Raw genomic sequence first — 16,364 nt, 5'->3', positions numbered from 1 at the left:
ATCGTCGCATTGCTAATCTCCTCTGGTTTCTGTGTGGATGGTGCTGGTTGTTGCGGGTTCTGCGGTCTGTGCGGGTTCTGCGGTCGAGAGATCGAGAGAGGTCTGCGGGCCTCGCTTGCGCCGTGCGCGGAAGGCTACGGCGGAGTAGGCGACGGCGGCGATGATGATGACGCCCTGCACGGCGTCTCGCAGCGTCGACGGGACACCGGCGATGTTCAGCAGCATGAAGAGGGCCTCGAGAGCGAAGGCACCGGCAGCCGCCGCGACGATCCAGCCTCGACCGCCGCCCAGAACGACGCCACCGAGGACGACGGCCGTGATCGCGACGAATTCGTAGCCGCGGCCGACCGAGGGGTGCACCCCGGCGTATCCCACGAGCAGCACGGCCGAGAGCGTCGCCGACAGCGACGAGATCACGAAGGCGCGGGTGGTGACCCAGGCGCTGCGCGCACCGGCGAAGTCGACCGCCGTGGCGTTGTCGCCCACCGCGATGAGCAGCTTGCCGAGCGGGCGCTTGGTGATCCAGATGCCGAGGGCGAGCCAGCCGATGAGGATGAACACCGCCCACGGGATGAACTCGAGAAGCGGCACATCGCGGATGCCGCCGCGGCCGATCTCGCGGAAGCTGTCTGCCGGGTTTCCCGTGGCCGCTCCGCCCGTCCACCACATGACGCCGCCGAGAAGGGCGAGCATCATGCCGAGCGTGACGATGAAGGAGGGCACCTTGAGCAGCGTCGTGATGACCCCGTTGACGAGTCCGACGACCACTCCGAAGACGATCATGAGCAGCAGCACGGGGATCGTGCGCGAGTCGTCCTGCCCGACGAGGTTGCCGGCGATGATCACCTGGGCCGTGATCAGCGAGCCCTGCGACAGGTCGAACTCGCCCGCGATGATGACGAAGTACTGACCGATGGCGACGATCGCGATCGGGGCGACGCGCTGGATGAACCTCATGACCTGGCCCGGCTCGGCGAAGCTCGGGTTGAGGATCATGACCGCCACGAGCAGGATCACGAGCAGCAGGAACACCGCGCCCCGAGGGCTCACGAGTGTGCGCAGCGAGTTCATGCGCGTCCTCCTTCCGCCACGGGGTTCGTATCGGCGAGCTCCGATGCGGCGGCCGCCATCTCGGACTCGGCCGCCTTCGCGGCGTCGTCTCCCCCGGTTCTCGTGCCGCCTGCTCCGAAGCGCGGGCGGCGGCTGACGATCGAGCGCCGGCTGTAGACCGCCACCGCGGCGACGATCACGACGCCGCGGACGACGTCCTTCAGGAACGGGTTGACCTGCATGACGCTCATGACGTTGTCGACGACCGCGAGGATCGCGACGCCGCCGATCGCTCCCCAGATCGAGCCGCGTCCGCCCAGCAGCAGCGTGCCGCCGAGCACGACCGCGGCGATCGACAGCAGCGCGTAGCCGCCCTGCTGGCCGACGGTGGGGCTGCCGACGCCGAGACGGCTGGCGAGCAGCAGACCGGCGAGCCCTGCGAACACCGAGCACAGCACGTGCGCGGCGATCAGCGGCGGCTTGGTGCGCACACCGGACAGGCGGGCGATCTCCGGGTCGCCGCCGACCGCGTACAGATGGGCGCCGGTGCGGGTGCGGTTGAGCAGGAACCAGACGAGCACGGCGAGCGCGATCATGATGATCGTCGAGACGGGAACGGGCCCGACGCCGGTGGCGCCGATGAGCTGGAACTCCCAGGGCACGCTGCCTGCCGAGCCCTCGAAGTTGGTGTTGAGGATGCCCTGCAGAACGAGCCCCACGCCGAGGGTGGCGATGAAGCCGTTGACCTTGAGCACGGTGACGATCAGGCCGTTGACCAGGCCGATGCCTGCGCAGACGAGCAGGGTGACGGCGACGGCCGCCGGCACGTTCGAGGGGTTCCCGTTCATGATCGTCGCAGCCAGCAGGCTCGAGAGACTCACGACGTAGGTCACCGACAGATCGAGCGATGCTCCGAGCACCACCAGGGTCTGGCCGATCGCGACGAGTCCGAGCACGCTCATGCCGGTGAGGATGTCGCGGATGTTCCCGGGGCTGAAGAAGTTGCGCCCCACGGTGCCGACGAGGATTGCGCCGACGATGAGGGTCAGGATCAGGATGCCGAGGACGATGACCGTCGAGTCGATCCGAAGCCGCTTCATCGTGCACCTCCGTCGATGGTGGCGCCCGTGGCCGCGCCGAGGATCTCATGCTCGGCCGACCCTGCGGGCAGCTCGGCGACGAGCTCGCCGTCGTGCATCACGAGGATCCGATCGCTCATGCCGATCACCTCGGGCAGCTCGCTCGACACCATCAGCACCGCCTTGCCCTGAGCCGCCAGCTCGCGCATGAGCTGGTACACCGCGTACTTCGCACCGACGTCGATGCCGCGGGTCGGCTCGTCGAAGAGCACGATCTGCGGCTGGGTGAGCAGCCACTTGGCGAGGACGACCTTCTGCTGGTTGCCGCCGGAGAGGAACCGCACCTCCTGGTCGACGCCCCTCGAGCTGATCTCCAGGGAGCTGAGCACTCCGGGCACCTCCCGCCTGGACGAGGCGGTGCGAGCAGCGAAGACGCTGCGGGTCACGAGCAGGGCGTTGTCGAGCACCGACTGCCCCAGCGCGAGCCCCTGGGCCTTGCGGTCCTCCGAGACGAGCGCGAACCCGGCGCGCACTGCCGCCCTGGCGCTCGTGATGCGCGCCGGTGAGCCGTCGACCCGCATCGAGCCCCGCACGAACGGGTCGATCCCGAAGATGCCTTCGACCAGTTCGGTGCGCCCGGAGCCCTGGAGTCCCGCGAGTCCGACGATCTCTCCCGCGCGCAGGGTCAGCGACACCCCGTCGACGAAGGCGTTGCCGCAGCCGTCGAGCTCGAGACGCGGCTCCCCCACGACCGTGCCCGCAACGGCATCCGGGTAGTACGACTGGATCGAGCGGCCGACCATGCGGCGCACGAGCTCCTCGGTCGTCAGCGCGCCCGTCTCGTCGGTCGACACGAGAGCGCCGTCCTTGAGAATCGTGATGCGGTCGCACAGGTCGAAGATCTCCTTCAGCCGGTGCGAGACGTAGATCACCGCCACCCCGCGCGAGGTGAGCCGACGGATGATGGCGTAGAGCAGCTCGACCTCGCGATCGCTGAGTGCGGCGGTCGGCTCATCCATCGAGATGACCTGCGCCTCGAACGAGAGCGCCTTGACGATCTCGACGATCTGCTGCTCCGCGACCGTCAGCGACCCGACCCGCGCCTGGGGGTCGATGAACGAGACACCGAGATCGGCGAGCAGCTCGCCGGTGCGGCGGACCATCGCCTTCTGATCCACGAAGCCGGCACGGCGGGGCTCGCGTCCGAGGTAGACGTTCTGCGCGACCGTGCGCTCTGGCAGCAGGGTGAACTCCTGGAAGACGGTCACGATGCCGTCGTCCATCGCCTGTCGAGGGTGCGCGTACCGCACCTCTCCGCCGCGGTACCGCACGACGCCGTCGTCGGCGGGTTGCACCCCGGCGATGATCTTCATGAGAGTCGACTTGCCTGCGCCGTTCTCGCCGACGAGGCCGTGCACCTCACCCGGACGCACGTCGAAGTCGATGCCCTTCAGCACCTCGACGCCGAAGAACGACTTGCGGATGCCCGACACCTCGAGCACCGGCTGGGTGATCGTCGCGGTCATGCCGCCACCTCCGTCCATCGTCCGTCAGCGGCCGCGGAGGCGAGGACCGCCTCGGTCAGCACGGCCGAGCGGAACCCGTCCTCGAACGTCGGCAGCCCCTCGGGGTTCGCACCGCCGATCGCCGCGTACACGTCGGCGATGAAGCCGTTGAAGGCATCCTGGTAGCCCATCGCGTGCCCCGAGGGCACCCGCTGCAGGCGGGCCGATTCGGGCGCGGCCGTGGCGGGATCGCGCAGCAGCAGTCGTGACTCGTCGCGCATGCCGATCCACAGCTCCTCCGGCCGCTCCTGCTCGAAGCGGAGTGTCTGCCTGGATCCGTGCAGCTCGAGCGTCAGAGCGTTCTTGCGTCCGGCCGCCATCTGCGAGATGAGCAGCGTGCCGAGGGCACCGGACTCCGTCTCGACGAGGATCGCGACGATGTCCTCGGTGTCGACCGCCTGGCCCGCTCGCTCGTCGAACACCCTGCGGGTGCGCGCGCTCAGCGCGCTGATGCGCTGGCCGATCACGAACTCGATGAGGTCGCACAGATGCGAACCGATGTCGGCGAACGCCCGGGACGACCCGCCGGATGCCGAGCGCACCCGCCAGTCGTCGTCGGTGGGATGCAGCATCCAGTCCTGCAGATACGAGCAGTCGAGCGTGAGAAGCTCGCCGATGTCTCCCCTGGCGACGCGGGCACGCGCCTCGCGCACCATCGGGTGGTAGCGGTAGACGAAGGGAACCGCGCCGACCCGCCCTCGCGACGCCGCGGTCTCGGCGAGCCTGCGGGCGTCTGCGGCGTTCGTGGCCAGGGGCTTCTCGCAGATGACGTGCTTGCCGGACTCGAGCGCTCGGAGTGCCAGTGCGGCGTGTGTGGCGTTGGGGGTGCAGATGTGCACGACGTCGATGTCGTCGGCGTCGAGGAGCGCGGCGGCATCGACCTCGGCGCGCGCGGCACCCAGTTCGTCTGCGGCCAGTCGTCCGCCCGAGGCGGAGCGGGTGGCGACGGCGCGGAGCTCGCCGCCCGCGTCCCTGGCCGCGGTGCGATGCACGCGTGCCATGAATCCCCCGCCGAGGATGCCGGCTCGGATCGTCCCGAGACCGGTGTCAGTGACATCCGTTGTCATGCGGGTGAGTCTGACACAGGCGCTCCGACTTTTGCTAGACCTCCGTCAAAAGTTCTTTGTAACGAATCGGAAGTCGATCGAGCCCTGTTCCAAGTCTGTGGTTTACTGACGCAATGGTCGACGCACTCCGCACCGCCGCGGCAGCGAACCCCGGCGCCGGCGAGATCTTCCAGATCCTTCGCGACGGCACCGCTCGCACCAAGGCCGAGCTCGCAGCCATCACCGGCCTCGCCCGTTCGACCGTCGCGCTGCGCGTCGACGCCCTGCTCGCCGCGGACCTCCTTCGCCCTGCGGGCGAGGCCGTCTCGACCGGCGGGCGTCCGCCGGCGCGGCTGGCCTTCAATTCCCGCGCCGGAGTCGTGCTCGCCGTCGACCTCGGCGCCACCCATGCCACGATCGCCGTCGCGGATCTCGCCGGCGTGATCCTCGATTCGCGCACACGCACGATCGACATCGCCGACGGACCGGACAATCTGCTCGACGTGATCCTCGCCGACGGGGCGACCCTGCTCGAGACTCCGGCGGCCGTAGGCATCCCGCTGCTCGGCATCGGGATCGGCGTGCCCGGGCCCGTCGAGCACTCGACGGGTCGGCCGACCAACCCTCCGATCATGCCCGGCTGGGACCGCTTCGACGTCCCCGGCTACGTGCAGCGCACGTTCGACGTGCCGGTGCTGGTCGACAACGACGTGAACATCCTCGCCCTCGGCGAGCACGCGACGATGTGGCCGCACGTCGACGACCTGATCTTCGTGAAGGTCTCGACCGGCATCGGAGCCGGCATCATCGCCGGCGGGCAGCTGCAACGGGGGGCGCAGGGCTCAGCCGGCGACATGGGGCATGTCCAGGTGCCGAGAGTGGCCGGGTCCACCAGGGAACCCGGCGACGAGCGCGACCTCGAGGCGCTCGCGAGCGGGTCGGCCCTCGCGACGGCGCTGCGCGGCGCGGGGCACGAGGCGCACAGCCCGGCCGATGTGATCGAGCTGGTGCGCTCCGGCAATGCCGCAGCCATCGAGGCGACACGGCAGGCGGGACGCGATGTGGGCGAGGTCCTGGCGACGGTGGTCAATCTGCTCAATCCGTCGATCATCGTGCTCGGCGGCAGCATCGCCAGGGCCGGCGAGCACCTGCTCGCCGGGGTGCGCGAGGTCGTCTACAGACGGTCCATCCCGCTGGCGACCCAGCATCTGGCCATCGTGCAGTCGCAGGCGGGCGACAGGGCCGCCGTGCTCGGGGCCGCGATCATGGTCGCCCGCGAGGTGCTCTCACCCGCGAGCGTCGACCGCTATGTGGTGACGAAGGCGCGCTGACCGCGCCCTCGTCACCACATCGGCCGATCTCAGAGCGTCGCCTCGAACGGGTCGAAGTCGGCGTCGAGTGAGCCGACCTCGTCGATCGTGCTCGCGACCTGCACGAAGCTGCGCGATTCGGCGGCCTCTTCGATCGACAGCAGGGTGTCGAGCACGTGGTAGCCGAACTCACCGGTCGCGACATGCGGGCGGTCGGCGGCGATCGAACGCGCCATGTCGAGCAGACCGACGCCGCGACCCGAGAGCACGCCTTCCTGGACCACGTCGACGACCTCCTGCGTCATGGGCGCCGGCGGCACGAAGGCCTGCGTCAGCGGCCGGGTGATGGTGATCTCGCCTCCGAAGGTGTTCGGGTCGGGGATCACGATCGTCCCCTCGGTGCCGGTGATCTCGACGATGCCCGTGCGCAGCAGCGGCGAGTCGGTGCTGTACAGGCTCTGCGCCTGTCCACCCTGCTCGAAGTCCATCAGCACGCTCAGCGTCGACGGGATCTCGACGGGGAACTCCTGACCGGCGAGCTCGCCGACCTGCACGGTGCGGGTCGGGCTGCCCTGGAGACCGAGCGCGGCGACGGCGGCGACCGGTCCGAACACGTGCACGAGAGCCGAGACGTAGTACGGCCCCATGTCGAGCAGCGGCCCCGCGCCCTTGGCGTACAGGAACGCGGGGTTCGGGTGGAAGATCTCCGGCCCCTGCCATTGGAACGTGGTCTGGGCGAACAGCGGACGACCGATGTCACCCCGGGCGATGGCGCGCTTCGCCGTCTGCACGCCCGGCCCGAGGACCGTGTCTGGCGCGACGCCGACGCGCAGCCCCGCGGCATCCGCCTTCTGCAGCAGGCGCAGCGACTCGTCGCGGCTGACGCCGATCGGCTTCTCGGTCCACACGTGCTTGCCTGCGGCGAGGATCGCCTCGGACACCTCGACATGCACCGCGGGGATCGTCAGGTTCACCACGATGTCGATCTCGGGGTCGTTCAGCACGAGCTCGACGCCGCCCGCCCGCGGGACGCCGTACTTCTCCGCCTGCGCCTTCGCGCGCTCCTCGAGCAGGTCGCCGATGGCGAGCACCCGCACGTCGGGGAACGTGGTCAGGTTCGACAGGTACTGGTCGCTGATGTTGCCCGCGCCGATGATGCCGACGCCGACGGGCCCGTTGCCGATCGCCATCAGCCGGCCACCTTCTCGTCGAGGTAGACGCGGCTGCGCTCGATGGCGTCCCAGAGGTCGCCGTCGAAGTGGTCGAACTCCACGATCGCGAGCTCGAGTGCCGGGGCTGCGGCGATGGCCTCGACCAGCGGGACCACGCCCTCTCCTGCCGCGACCTGGTCGGCGGGCGGGTAGGCGCTCAGCAGCGAGGGATCGAGCGTGCCGTCCTTGGCGTGCACGGCGATGACCCGGTCGCCCAGACGCTGCAGAAGAGCGACCGGGTCGACGCCGCCGCGGGCGACCCAGTACAGGTCGACCTCGAGCACGACGCGCTCGTCGAGCAGGCCCGCGAGCACCTCGAGTCCGGTGACCCCGTCGAAGACGGCCTCGAGCTCGTGGGCGTGGTTGTGATAGCCGACGCGCACGTCGACGGTGGCGCCCACGGCGGCCGCCTCGTTGAGCAGACGTGCGGTCTCCTCGATCTGCTCGACCGTCTCCCAGCGCGCGGGCTCGGTGTACGGGTCGATGACCGTGTCCATGCCGAGCACCTTCGCGGCGGCGAACACCTCAGCGGGCGAGGGCACGGGAAGCGTGGTGCCGCTGCCGTCCGGGTTCACGAACGACTCGGAGGCGAGGAACGCGTGCCCCGAGGGCGCGGTGAGACCCGCGTCGGCCAGCGCATCGGCGAGCGGCTGCGCACGACGCACGAAGTCATAGGGCTCGACGGCCGTGAAGCCTCGCGCGGCGACCTCTTTCAGTGAGCCCTCGAGGTCGGTCTCGAGCTGATCCTTGATCGTGAACAGCTGGATGGAAGTCTGAATCGCCACGGGGTCTCCTTCGGTCGTCGGTGACGTGCGGGCCGTCTTCGCCCGTCTGTCCGAGCACGCTATCACCAAATACCTCCGCGCGGAAGTTTTCGTGTCGTTACACTCTCACCATGACCGACGATCAGGATCGCCCACGGCAACGCGGTGCGTATGCGAAGGGCATCGCCCGTCGTCAGGAGATCCTCGATCGCGCCATCGAGGTCTTCGCCGAGCGCGGGGCAGACCGCACGAGCCTGCGCTCCATCGCGAGCGCCGTCGGCGTCACCCACTCAGCCCTCACGCACTACTTCGGGTCGCTCGAAGAGCTGCTCGTCGCGGTCTACCAGGAGAGCACGGCACCAGAGCGCCAGCATCCCGACGCTTTTCAGCCGGATGCGACCCCCGTCGAGCGGATGATCGAGTCCGCGCGCACCAACCGCGAGGTGCCCGGTCTCGTGCAGCTGTATTCGATGCTGGTCGCCGCTGCTCTCGAAGAAGGGCACCCGGCCGCCCGCGAGTTCGCGACGACTCGATTCGCGCGGTTGCGAGCGGACATGGCCGCGGTCGTGCGGGAACAGCAGAGCACCGGACGCATGCGGGAGGACGTGGATGCCGAGGCCGTCGCCGCCCTGGTGGTCGCCGCCTCCGACGGCCTGCAGACGCAGTGGCTGCTCGATGACACCGCCCCGCAGCACGAGGCGCTCGCGCTGCTCGACCGGCTGCTGCGGCCGACCGCTCGATAGGGTGAAGGCGTGACAGCACCAGGCACGGATCGACGTTCGCCCTACGAGCGCGCGCTCGGCGACCGCATCTCGGAACTCCACCCGAAGACCGCCTGGTACTTCCGCACGATCCCCGAAGGCCACGTCGGTGTCGGCACCGGGGTCTTCACGACCGCGGGATCCCGTCATCGCTGGCTCTGGCCCGTGTTCCGCATCGCGGAGTCTCTCGGAGTCGCGTTCGCCGGGTGGGAGCACGACGTGCCGTTCCGCATCGAGAACCGCACGGTCGCGGGCGAGGCCCTGGCGGTGAGGCACTTCGACCTTCCGGGGCGCACGTGGGTCATGCCCGACATCGTCTCGCTCGGCGCGAACCGCATCCTGCGCAACGAGATCGGCCCTCATCGCACGGTCGTCACGACCTTCGACATCGACGTGCGCGGCGGCGCGGTCGTACTGACCATCCGCCGCGTCGGGATGCGTTTCGGGCGGCTGCGCATCGCGGCCCCGCGTTTCCTTCGTCCGCGCATCGGCCTCGTCGAGCGCTGGGACGAGCAGCGTGAACGGCACCACGTGAACATGACCATCGATGCCCCTCTGCTCGGTCGCGTCTACGAGTACACCGGCTTCTTCGAGTACGCGATCGAGAGCGAGACTCCGTGACAGATCCGACACCCCTCGCCTCAGGCCCCGTCGTGATCGGCGGCTCGACCGGTTTCATGGGGCAGTACCTGATCCCGCACCTGCAGTCAGCCGGGCGGGAGGTCATCACGATCTCGCGCTCGGGCGCCGACATCTCCTGGGGCGACCAGGCGGCGATCGATCGCGCCGTCGACGGCGCATCGCTCGTGATCGGCCTGGCGGGCAAGAGCGTGAACTGCCGCTACACGCCCGAGAACCGCGCGGCGATCTTCCGTTCGCGTCTCGACACCACCTCGTCGCTGAGCTCCGCGATCGCAAGAGCCGCGAGTCCTCCCCCGCTGTGGATCAACTCGTCGACGGCGACGATCTACCGCCATGCGGAGGAGCGACCGATGACCGAGTCGTCGGGCGAGATCGGCACAGGGTTCTCCGTCGAGGTCGCGAAGGCATGGGAGCGCGCCCTGTTCGCCGACGATCTGCCGCACACGCGTCGGGTGGCCCTGCGCAGCGCGATCGTACTGGGCCACGGAGGCGTGCTCGGCCCGCTGAAGAACCTGGCACGACTCGGCCTCGGCGGGGCGCAGCACGACGGCCGGTGGCCGATCAGTCGCGCGCGCCGGGCCGCCGGCACCGCGCACCGCCCGGGAGCACGCCGCGGTCGGCAGCGGTTCAGCTGGGTGCACGTCGAGGACATCGCCCGCATCATCGACTTCCTCGAGGTCACGCCGACGCTCGATGGCCCTGTGAACGCCGCCTCCCCGAATCCGACGGACAACGCCGACTTCATGGCGACCGTCCGGCGGGTGCTCGGAGTGCGCATCGGACCGCCGATGCCCCGGTGGATGCTCGAGCTCGGCGCCATCGCCATCCGCACCGAGACCGAGCTGATCCTCAAGAGCCGATGGGTGATCCCCGAGAAGCTCACGGTCGCCGGCTTCGAGTTCGCGTACCCGGACCTCGAAGACGCCCTGCGGGAGTCGTTCGATCTCGAGCGCGTCCGCTAGCGAGGCGCGTCAGTCGTCCCGCTCGACGAGTCTCCGCCGCCTTCGCGCCTGCGCTTCTCGATCTCCTGACGCAGCCGCCACTCCTCGATCTCGCGATCGAGATCGGCGATCTGCTGCTCGGTGCTGCGGGCGTCGACGGGCGGTGTCGGGCGCGGTTCCGGTCGAGCAGCCGCAGGTCGAGCAGCCGGCCGCATGCGGGGGATCCGCGGGATCCGAAGACCGGCCTCGGAGTACTCCCTGCCGATCGCGAACCACAGCAGACTGCCGATGAGGGGCAGCAGGATCACGATGATGACCCACGCCATCTTCGGCAGGTACCTCACCTGCGCGTCGTCTCTCCGGATGATGTCGACCATCGCGCCGACCATCAGCGCGATGACGAGGAGCGAGAACAGGAACGGCATGCGTTCAGGGTAGACGACCGGGCCGGGTCTTGCCGCTGCTAGGGCAGCAGGTGACCGGCCGCGCGGAACAGCTCGTACCACTCGGCCCGGGTGAGCTCGATGTCGGCACCCGCTGCGGCGTCCTGCACGCGCTGCGGAGTCGTGGTGCCGAGCACGACCTGCATCTTGGCGGGGTGACGCGTGATCCACGCCGTCGCGATCGCGATCGGTGCGACTCCGTACGACGCCGCCAGACGATCGATCACCCCGTTGAGCTCCGCATACTCGGGGTTTCCGAGGAAGACGCCCGTGAAGAATCCGCCCTGGAACGGCGACCAGGCCTGGATCGTGATGCCGTTAATGCGGCAGTACTCGACGATGCCGCCACCGTCGCGGACGATGCTCTGGTCTTCGCCGGCCATGTTCGCGGCGACGGGCTGCGCGAGGATCGGCGCGTGCGTGATCGAGAGCTGCAGCTGGTTGGCGACCAGGGGCTGGGTGACGGCGGTGCGGAGCAGATCGATCTGCCGAGGGGTGTGGTTCGAGACGCCGAACGCGCGGACCTTGCCCGCGGCCTCGAGCTCGTCGAACGCCCTGGCCACCTCTTCGGGTTCGACCAGCGCATCCGGGCGATGCAGCAGCAGCACGTCGATGTGCTCGGTGCGCAGCGCCGCGAGCGACCCCTCGACCTGGCGGACGATGTGATCGTACGAGAAGTCGAACGTGCCCTCAGCGGGGTTGATGCCGCACTTGGTCTGCAGCACGATCTCGTCGCGCTCGGCGGCGCTCAGCCCCAGCGCCTCGGCGAAGCGGCCCTCACAGAAGTGCATGCTTCCGCCGTAGATGTCGGCGTGGTCGAAGAAGTCGATGCCTGCGCCGCGGGCCGTGTCGTAGAGTTCGCGGATCTGCGCGTCATCCTTGTCATCGATGCGCATCATTCCGGCGACGACGGCGGGGGCAGTGGCGGATCCGAACGGGATGGTCTTCATACCCCCACGCTAGTGCGGACGAGGGGTGAGCTGTGCGACTGCGATGCCGAGCGCCTGCGCGATCTCGGCCAGATCGGTGACGGTGAAGTCGACCTCGCCCGCGAGCTTCCGCCGCAGCTCGGTGCCGGTGATGCCCACGCGCGCCGAGAGCCACTGGCTGCTGCGCCCAGCCCGCAGCAGTTCCTCTTCGACCGCATCAGCCACCACACGTCGCACATCTGTCGTCATTCATAGACAGTATCGCCGCAGGCGTAGCACATCAAGCATCGATGGCGCCAGTATGACGGCATCCTGGCTTCATCTCGGTGCTATCGTGACTCACGTGAAGACACCGGGTGAGCAGTTCAACGCGGCAGTCGGCCGCCAGCTCCGTGCCGAGATCGGCGCCGCAGGCAGCAGCATCGCCGCGATGGCACGCGAGATCGGCATCGCCAGGAGCGCGCTCGACAATTACGTCACGGGCAAGCGTTCCATCCCGGTCCCCATCGTGTACGCGGTCAGCGCGTCGCTCGACATCGCTCCCCACATCATGATCACCCGTGCGGAAGAGCGGCTTCGCTCCGAGGTCGAGCGCGGCGGCGCCACCATCACCCCGCTCCACCCCCGCACCGATGTCCGTGGTCGACGCGAGGATCGATCCGAAGTCGCGTTCGAGTCTCCCCTCGCCCACGCCGACGACACCGACGATCTCTACGACTGACGACCTGCGACGAGGAGGACCATGGAGGCCCTCCTCCGCCTGCTCGAACAGAACGGGCTGCACCTCGTCGAACGCCGAGGTCGGTGCCACGGCGGCTACGAACCGCAGACGGCGACCATCCGCGTCTCCCCCGGACTCAGCCGGAGAGCGACCAGCAGCGTGATCGCCCACGAGCTGGCGCACGCCGTGCTCGGCCACACTCCCACGGCAGACCCGTCGATCCGTGCGCGACAGGAGCGACGCGCCGACGAGTGGGCTGCGCGCCTGCTGATCAGCGCCGACGCCTACGCCGAGGCCGAGAAGGCGCGAGGCACCCACCCGGCCAGCCTCGCGTTCGAGCTGGGGGTGACGATCGAGATCGTGACCGCCTACCAGCGGCTGCTCCGCCGCGTCGGCGACGCCACGTACGTCGGCGCGAAGATGGGCCGAGGCCAGTGGGAGCACCGCACCCTGATCGCGGGATCCGCCACCGGGCGCCGCGCTGATTGAATGGCTGCATGACCTTCCGCACCACTCCGGCCCCGATCACGCTCACCGGACGCCTCGTCGAGCTCCGCCCGCTGGAGACCTCGCATCACGACGGACTCCTCGACGCGCTGCGCGAAGGCGATCTGTGGAAGCAGGCCTGGTACACCTCCGTGCCCTCTCCCGACGGACTCGCCGCCGAGATCGACCGTCGCATCGGTCTGATCGAGAGCGGCGGCATGATCCCCTTCACGGCGTTCGACGCCTCGGGGCGCATCCTCGGCCTCACCTCGTACTACGACCTCGAGGGTGACGTCCCACGGCTGCACATCGGGTACACCTGGAACCGCCCGTCGGCGCACGGAACGGGCACCAACGCCGAGTCGAAGCTGCTGCTGCTCCGGCACGCATTCGAAGAGCTCGGCGTCTTCCGGGTGGGCCTGACCACTCAGTGGGTCAACTTCCAGTCGCGCGCCGCGATCGAACGCCTGGGAGCGAAGCAGGACGGCGTCATGCGCGCGATGAGCCGGTACCGCAACGGCGCACTGCGCGACAGCGTCGAGTTCTCGATCATCGAACCGGAATGGCCCGCAGTGCGGGCCAACCTCGAGGCGAGGCTGGCCAGACGACGCTGATCACTCGGTGGCGTTGCCCGACCAGTTGTCCTTGCGACGAGTGGCCGAACCACCTGCACGCATCATGAATGCGAGCGACAGGCTGGTGATGAGAAGTCCACCGACGAAGACGATCGCCTGGAAGTCCTCGAGCGACTGCGCGAGCCCCATGAGCCAGATGCCTCCGAGGAAGAGGATCATGAAGAAGATGAAGCTGAGGATCACGGGATCTCCTGTCGTAGCGGCCGTCATCCAGGATACCGTCTAGCGCACACCTGCCAGCGACGGAACCCCCTGGGCTATCGGCGTCGACGATGATTTCGTGCAGGGATGACCGCACAACTGACTGCCCTCGCCATCTCCTGCACTCTCAAGCCCTCCCCCGCGGAATCGAGCACCGACCTTCTCGGTTCGCAGATCCTCTCAGCGCTCGCCGAGCACGGAGTGACCGGCGAGCTCGTGCGCGCCGTAGACCACGTCATCAGCCCCGGCGTCGAGGCCGACATGGGCGGAGACGACCAGTGGCCCACGTTGCGCGAGAAGGTTCATGCCGCCGACATCCTGGTTCTCCTGACGCCCACCTGGATGGGACAGCAGTCGAGTGTCGCCCAGCGGGTGCTCGAACGCCTCGACGCGGAGCTGAGCGAGACGGACGACGCAGGACGACCGATCCTCTTCGACAAGGTCGCGCTCGCCGGCATCGTCGGCAACGAGGACGGCGCACACCACATCGCCGCGATCCTGTTCCAGTCTCTGAACGACGTCGGATACTCCGTGCCTGCCCAGGCATCGGTCTACTGGAACGGGGAGGCGATGCAGACCGTCGACTACAAGGATCTCGACGAGACCCCCGAGAAGGTCGCCCAGGCGACGGCGACAGCCGCGCGCAACGCGGCGCGCCTGGCAGGCCTGCTCAAGGCGGACGGCTACCCGGCCGAGTAGGTCAGGACTTCGCCTTGCTCCCGTCGGCGATCTTCGCCTGCACGTAGTCGTCGATCACGAGTTCCCCGGTCGCGTTGAGCGCGTGCATGATCTCCTCGACGCGGGGCTTCTGGATGGCCTGGGGTTCCGCTGACGTGAAGAGGAACTGCAGGGGGATCGCCGGGTGGATCCATACCGTGACGCGCCCAGGATCGCCGCCCTCGGAAGGAAGCCAGGTCATCATGAAGCTCTCCTGGCGGCGGAGTTTCGTGCCGACGACGACCTTCAGATGAGCCAGTGTCTCGTCGTCGATGAGGATCGGCTCCGATGTGCCGTCATATCGCAGTCTTCCCATGAAGGAAACCGTACCCCGGGGTACGCGTCATCGTGTACACGCAGGCGTGATCAGACGCGACGGAACGTCACGACCTCATCACGGCGAGACCGTTCGACGCGCAATCCCGCGAGTTCGAGCCGGCGGAAGACGCGGCGCGGCAGCGCGGGCAGCTCGCCGGTGCGGCCCGGCGACGGCGCGGCGAGCCCGGCGATCAGCGAGAGGTCGACGCCCGCACCCCGCACCTCGATGCGGGCGTAGTCCGAGCGGGTTCGCCAGACGAGGTGCTGCAGGTGACGGAACGGGATGCGGTGCGTCGCGGTCCCCGCACGGATGCGCAGCTCGTCAGTGCCGAATGCGACGCCGCACGAGAGCGTACGACGGCGGAGCGCTCCTCTGAGCAGCAGATAGATCGGCAGGCCGACGACGACGCCCACCAGGATGATCGCGAGACGGGCCCCGACGCGCATCACCGCGTCGTCGAAGGCGATGAGCAGAGCCGTTCCCGCGAGGCCGACGACCAGGACCACGCCCACGATGGCGAGTGTCAGCGTCCGCATCCGCAGGTCGAGGGCCGTGAACTCGACGCCGGAGCCGTCGCGGCCCTCCTCCCGCTCCCACTCGGGTGCAGCGGGAGGCGGTCGTCGCTTCGCATCGCGTCGCCCGATGAGATCGGTGAGGCGCGAGAGGAGCGCGAGCCAGATCCACCCGGCTGCGGGGCCGGCGGCGATCTGCAGCACGACGACGACCGCGCTCACCGGGTCGGGCAGCCCTGCCAGCAGCCCGTCGTCGGACTCGATCACGAGGATCATCCCGGCAGTCAGGCCGACCGCGACACCGAGATGCACCGCGACGCCGGTGCGCACCGGGCGCATCTCCATCGTCGCGTTGACGAACGAGAACGCGACGCTCCAGCCACCGAGCAGCATGAGCAGGAACGGGAAGAAGCTCAGGTCGTCGCCCGCGATGGTCCAGACCATCGCGGCGATCAGGAACAGCAGTCCCCATGCGAACGGAGCACGCACGAACCGGCGACCGACCTCGCGCCTCAGCCGCCTCTCCGAGGTCGTCTCGGGCGCGGTGTCGGTCATCGCAGCAATCCTAGGACGAGACCCGACGTCATCGCGGGCGCTTCGGGTCGCGTGCGGCAGTACCGTGGATCCATGACCGCTCCTGTTGATCCGACACACACTCCCGCCTGGTCCGAGCTCGCCGCGCTGCGCGAGTCGATCACCGCCGATCTGCGGGGCTGGTTCGCCGCCGATCCGGACCGCGCTGAACGTCTCTCGTTCCCGCTCGCGGACCTCCATGTCGATCTGTCGAAGAACCTCGTCACCGATGAGGTTCTGGCCGCGCTGCTGCGCCTCGCCGAGCAGACGGGTGTCGCCGAGCGCTACGCCGCGATGCTCGAGGGGAGCCATCTCAACACGTCCGAAGACCGGGCTGTGCTGCACACCGCACTGCGCCGACCGGCCGGGGCCTCCCCCGCGCTCGTCGTCGACGGACAGGACGTGGATGCCGATGTGCATGCCGTGCTCGACTCGCTCAGCGCGTTCGCCGCCCGGGTT

20 protein-coding genes and 1 pseudogene are annotated in these 16,364 nt (G+C 68.9%); 9 read left to right on the top strand and 12 right to left on the bottom strand.

Translation table 11 applies throughout. From position 1 onward, the window contains the following. Positions 1-12: 12 nt before the first annotated feature. From RU09_RS02960 to RU09_RS02945, 4 genes are read right to left on the bottom strand one after another with little or no spacing between them, the layout of a single operon-like run. Positions 13-1,071 carry an ABC transporter permease gene (locus RU09_RS02960; RefSeq protein ID WP_042537322.1) on the bottom strand — a complete coding sequence of 353 codons (1,059 nt, stop codon included), beginning with the start codon at positions 1,069-1,071 and terminating at the stop codon, positions 13-15. Further along, positions 1,068-2,150, bottom strand: coding sequence for an ABC transporter permease (locus RU09_RS02955; RefSeq protein ID WP_042537320.1), 1,083 nt, complete (start codon positions 2,148-2,150; stop codon positions 1,068-1,070). The genes RU09_RS02960 and RU09_RS02955 overlap by 4 nt, the downstream gene beginning before the upstream one ends. Continuing rightward, a complete protein-coding gene (locus tag RU09_RS02950) occupies positions 2,147-3,655 on the bottom strand; it encodes a sugar ABC transporter ATP-binding protein (protein ID WP_042537446.1) in 1,509 nt (502 codons plus the stop codon). The genes RU09_RS02955 and RU09_RS02950 overlap by 4 nt, the downstream gene beginning before the upstream one ends. Then, the gene (locus tag RU09_RS02945; protein WP_042537319.1) at positions 3,652-4,761 is read right to left on the bottom strand and encodes a Gfo/Idh/MocA family protein; all 1,110 of its coding nucleotides are present in this window, start codon (positions 4,759-4,761) and stop codon (positions 3,652-3,654) included. The genes RU09_RS02950 and RU09_RS02945 overlap by 4 nt, the downstream gene beginning before the upstream one ends. A gap of 113 nt (positions 4,762-4,874) precedes the next feature. On the opposite strand from RU09_RS02945, the gene RU09_RS02940 reads away from it, so the two are divergent. Further along, a complete protein-coding gene (locus RU09_RS02940) occupies positions 4,875-6,071 on the top strand; it encodes an ROK family transcriptional regulator (RefSeq protein WP_042537317.1) in 1,197 nt (398 codons plus the stop codon). A gap of 29 nt (positions 6,072-6,100) precedes the next feature. Here RU09_RS02940 and RU09_RS02935 read toward each other — a convergent pair whose 3' ends face one another. Next, positions 6,101-7,240 carry a Gfo/Idh/MocA family protein gene (locus RU09_RS02935; RefSeq protein ID WP_042537315.1) on the bottom strand — a complete coding sequence of 380 codons (1,140 nt, stop codon included), beginning with the start codon at positions 7,238-7,240 and terminating at the stop codon, positions 6,101-6,103. Then, entirely contained in the window at positions 7,240-8,046 is an 807-nt protein-coding gene (locus RU09_RS02930; RefSeq protein ID WP_042537313.1) for a sugar phosphate isomerase/epimerase family protein, read from the bottom strand. Before RU09_RS02930 ends, RU09_RS02935 begins: the two co-directional genes overlap by 1 nt. Before the next feature lie 110 nt (positions 8,047-8,156). On the opposite strand from RU09_RS02930, the gene RU09_RS02925 reads away from it, so the two are divergent. Genes RU09_RS02925 through RU09_RS02915 form a run of 3 tightly spaced genes read left to right on the top strand, consistent with a single transcriptional unit; the run spans position 8,157 to position 10,390 of the window. Continuing rightward, complete coding sequence (locus RU09_RS02925; protein ID WP_042537311.1) at positions 8,157-8,768, top strand: TetR/AcrR family transcriptional regulator; 612 nt, start codon at positions 8,157-8,159, stop codon at positions 8,766-8,768. Positions 8,769-8,777: 9 nt separating this feature from the next. Next, positions 8,778-9,407, top strand: a complete 630-nt coding sequence (locus RU09_RS02920) for a DUF4166 domain-containing protein (protein ID WP_042537309.1) — start codon at positions 8,778-8,780, stop codon at positions 9,405-9,407. Next, positions 9,404-10,390, top strand: coding sequence for an epimerase (locus RU09_RS02915; RefSeq protein WP_269430298.1), 987 nt, complete (start codon positions 9,404-9,406; stop codon positions 10,388-10,390). Before RU09_RS02920 ends, RU09_RS02915 begins: the two co-directional genes overlap by 4 nt. Here the strand turns inward: RU09_RS02915 and RU09_RS02910 are convergent. The 3 genes from RU09_RS02910 to RU09_RS02900 are packed head-to-tail and all read right to left on the bottom strand — an operon-like array spanning position 10,387 to position 11,990. After that, the gene (locus RU09_RS02910; RefSeq protein WP_042537307.1) at positions 10,387-10,794 is read right to left on the bottom strand and encodes a PLD nuclease N-terminal domain-containing protein; all 408 of its coding nucleotides are present in this window, start codon (positions 10,792-10,794) and stop codon (positions 10,387-10,389) included. The genes RU09_RS02915 and RU09_RS02910 overlap by 4 nt on opposite strands. 38 nt (positions 10,795-10,832) lie before the next feature. Continuing rightward, the gene (locus RU09_RS02905; RefSeq protein WP_042537306.1) at positions 10,833-11,762 is read right to left on the bottom strand and encodes an aldo/keto reductase; all 930 of its coding nucleotides are present in this window, start codon (positions 11,760-11,762) and stop codon (positions 10,833-10,835) included. Positions 11,763-11,771: 9 nt separating this feature from the next. Beyond that, the gene (locus RU09_RS02900; protein ID WP_042537305.1) at positions 11,772-11,990 is read right to left on the bottom strand and encodes a helix-turn-helix domain-containing protein; all 219 of its coding nucleotides are present in this window, start codon (positions 11,988-11,990) and stop codon (positions 11,772-11,774) included. A 94-nt stretch (positions 11,991-12,084) separates the two neighbouring features. Between RU09_RS02900 and RU09_RS02895 the strand changes: the two genes are divergently transcribed. Genes RU09_RS02895 through RU09_RS02885 form a run of 3 tightly spaced genes read left to right on the top strand, consistent with a single transcriptional unit; the run spans position 12,085 to position 13,562 of the window. After that, positions 12,085-12,462, top strand: coding sequence for a helix-turn-helix domain-containing protein (locus tag RU09_RS02895; RefSeq protein ID WP_228385547.1), 378 nt, complete (start codon positions 12,085-12,087; stop codon positions 12,460-12,462). A gap of 21 nt (positions 12,463-12,483) precedes the next feature. Continuing rightward, entirely contained in the window at positions 12,484-12,951 is a 468-nt protein-coding gene (locus RU09_RS02890) for an ImmA/IrrE family metallo-endopeptidase (protein ID WP_082041020.1), read from the top strand. Positions 12,952-12,959: 8 nt separating this feature from the next. Beyond that, positions 12,960-13,562 (top strand): GNAT family N-acetyltransferase, encoded by a 603-nt coding sequence (locus RU09_RS02885; RefSeq protein WP_042537304.1) that lies wholly within the window; start codon positions 12,960-12,962, stop codon positions 13,560-13,562. Here the strand turns inward: RU09_RS02885 and RU09_RS02880 are convergent, their stop codons facing one another. Beyond that, entirely contained in the window at positions 13,563-13,766 is a 204-nt protein-coding gene (locus tag RU09_RS02880) for a hypothetical protein (RefSeq protein WP_042537303.1), read from the bottom strand. Positions 13,767-13,871: 105 nt separating this feature from the next. Here RU09_RS02880 and RU09_RS02875 point away from each other — a divergent pair, with 105 nt between their 5' ends. After that, entirely contained in the window at positions 13,872-14,483 is a 612-nt protein-coding gene (locus RU09_RS02875; RefSeq protein WP_042537302.1) for a flavodoxin family protein, read from the top strand. Between the two features lies 1 nt (position 14,484). Here RU09_RS02875 and RU09_RS02870 read toward each other — a convergent pair whose 3' ends face one another. Both RU09_RS02870 and RU09_RS02865 read right to left on the bottom strand, forming a co-directional pair. Further along, entirely contained in the window at positions 14,485-14,817 is a 333-nt protein-coding gene (locus RU09_RS02870) for a DUF7882 family protein (RefSeq protein ID WP_042537301.1), read from the bottom strand. A gap of 50 nt (positions 14,818-14,867) precedes the next feature. Further along, positions 14,868-15,887 (bottom strand): hypothetical protein, encoded by a 1,020-nt coding sequence (locus tag RU09_RS02865; RefSeq protein ID WP_042537300.1) that lies wholly within the window; start codon positions 15,885-15,887, stop codon positions 14,868-14,870. A 72-nt stretch (positions 15,888-15,959) separates the two neighbouring features. On the opposite strand from RU09_RS02865, the pseudogene RU09_RS02860 reads away from it, so the two are divergent. Then, positions 15,960-16,364, top strand: a pseudogene (locus RU09_RS02860) (glucose-6-phosphate isomerase); the annotation flags it as partial.

Origin of the sequence: Microbacterium sp. MEJ108Y (genome assembly GCF_000834175.1) — a bacterium.
GTDB lineage: Bacteria > Actinomycetota > Actinomycetes > Actinomycetales > Microbacteriaceae > Microbacterium > Microbacterium forte.
Note: the sequence above shows the minus strand (reverse complement) of the source record. Positions and strands in the feature narration are given on the sequence as shown.

Coding starts and splice junctions, on each gene's coding strand:
- RU09_RS02960 (WP_042537322.1), bottom strand. CDS start 1,071: ATGAACTCGCTGCGCACACTCGTGAGCCCTCGGGGCGCGGTGTTCCTG.
- RU09_RS02955 (WP_042537320.1), bottom strand. CDS start 2,150: ATGAAGCGGCTTCGGATCGACTCGACGGTCATCGTCCTCGGCATCCTG.
- RU09_RS02950 (WP_042537446.1), bottom strand. CDS start 3,655: ATGACCGCGACGATCACCCAGCCGGTGCTCGAGGTGTCGGGCATCCGC.
- RU09_RS02945 (WP_042537319.1), bottom strand. CDS start 4,761: ATGACAACGGATGTCACTGACACCGGTCTCGGGACGATCCGAGCCGGC.
- RU09_RS02940 (WP_042537317.1), top strand. CDS start 4,875: ATGGTCGACGCACTCCGCACCGCCGCGGCAGCGAACCCCGGCGCCGGC.
- RU09_RS02935 (WP_042537315.1), bottom strand. CDS start 7,240: ATGGCGATCGGCAACGGGCCCGTCGGCGTCGGCATCATCGGCGCGGGC.
- RU09_RS02925 (WP_042537311.1), top strand. CDS start 8,157: ATGACCGACGATCAGGATCGCCCACGGCAACGCGGTGCGTATGCGAAG.
- RU09_RS02910 (WP_042537307.1), bottom strand. CDS start 10,794: ATGCCGTTCCTGTTCTCGCTCCTCGTCATCGCGCTGATGGTCGGCGCG.
- RU09_RS02905 (WP_042537306.1), bottom strand. CDS start 11,762: ATGAAGACCATCCCGTTCGGATCCGCCACTGCCCCCGCCGTCGTCGCC.
- RU09_RS02900 (WP_042537305.1), bottom strand. CDS start 11,990: ATGACGACAGATGTGCGACGTGTGGTGGCTGATGCGGTCGAAGAGGAA.
- RU09_RS02890 (WP_082041020.1), top strand. CDS start 12,484: ATGGAGGCCCTCCTCCGCCTGCTCGAACAGAACGGGCTGCACCTCGTC.
- RU09_RS02885 (WP_042537304.1), top strand. CDS start 12,960: ATGACCTTCCGCACCACTCCGGCCCCGATCACGCTCACCGGACGCCTC.
- RU09_RS02875 (WP_042537302.1), top strand. CDS start 13,872: ATGACCGCACAACTGACTGCCCTCGCCATCTCCTGCACTCTCAAGCCC.
- RU09_RS02870 (WP_042537301.1), bottom strand. CDS start 14,817: ATGGGAAGACTGCGATATGACGGCACATCGGAGCCGATCCTCATCGAC.
- RU09_RS02865 (WP_042537300.1), bottom strand. CDS start 15,887: ATGACCGACACCGCGCCCGAGACGACCTCGGAGAGGCGGCTGAGGCGC.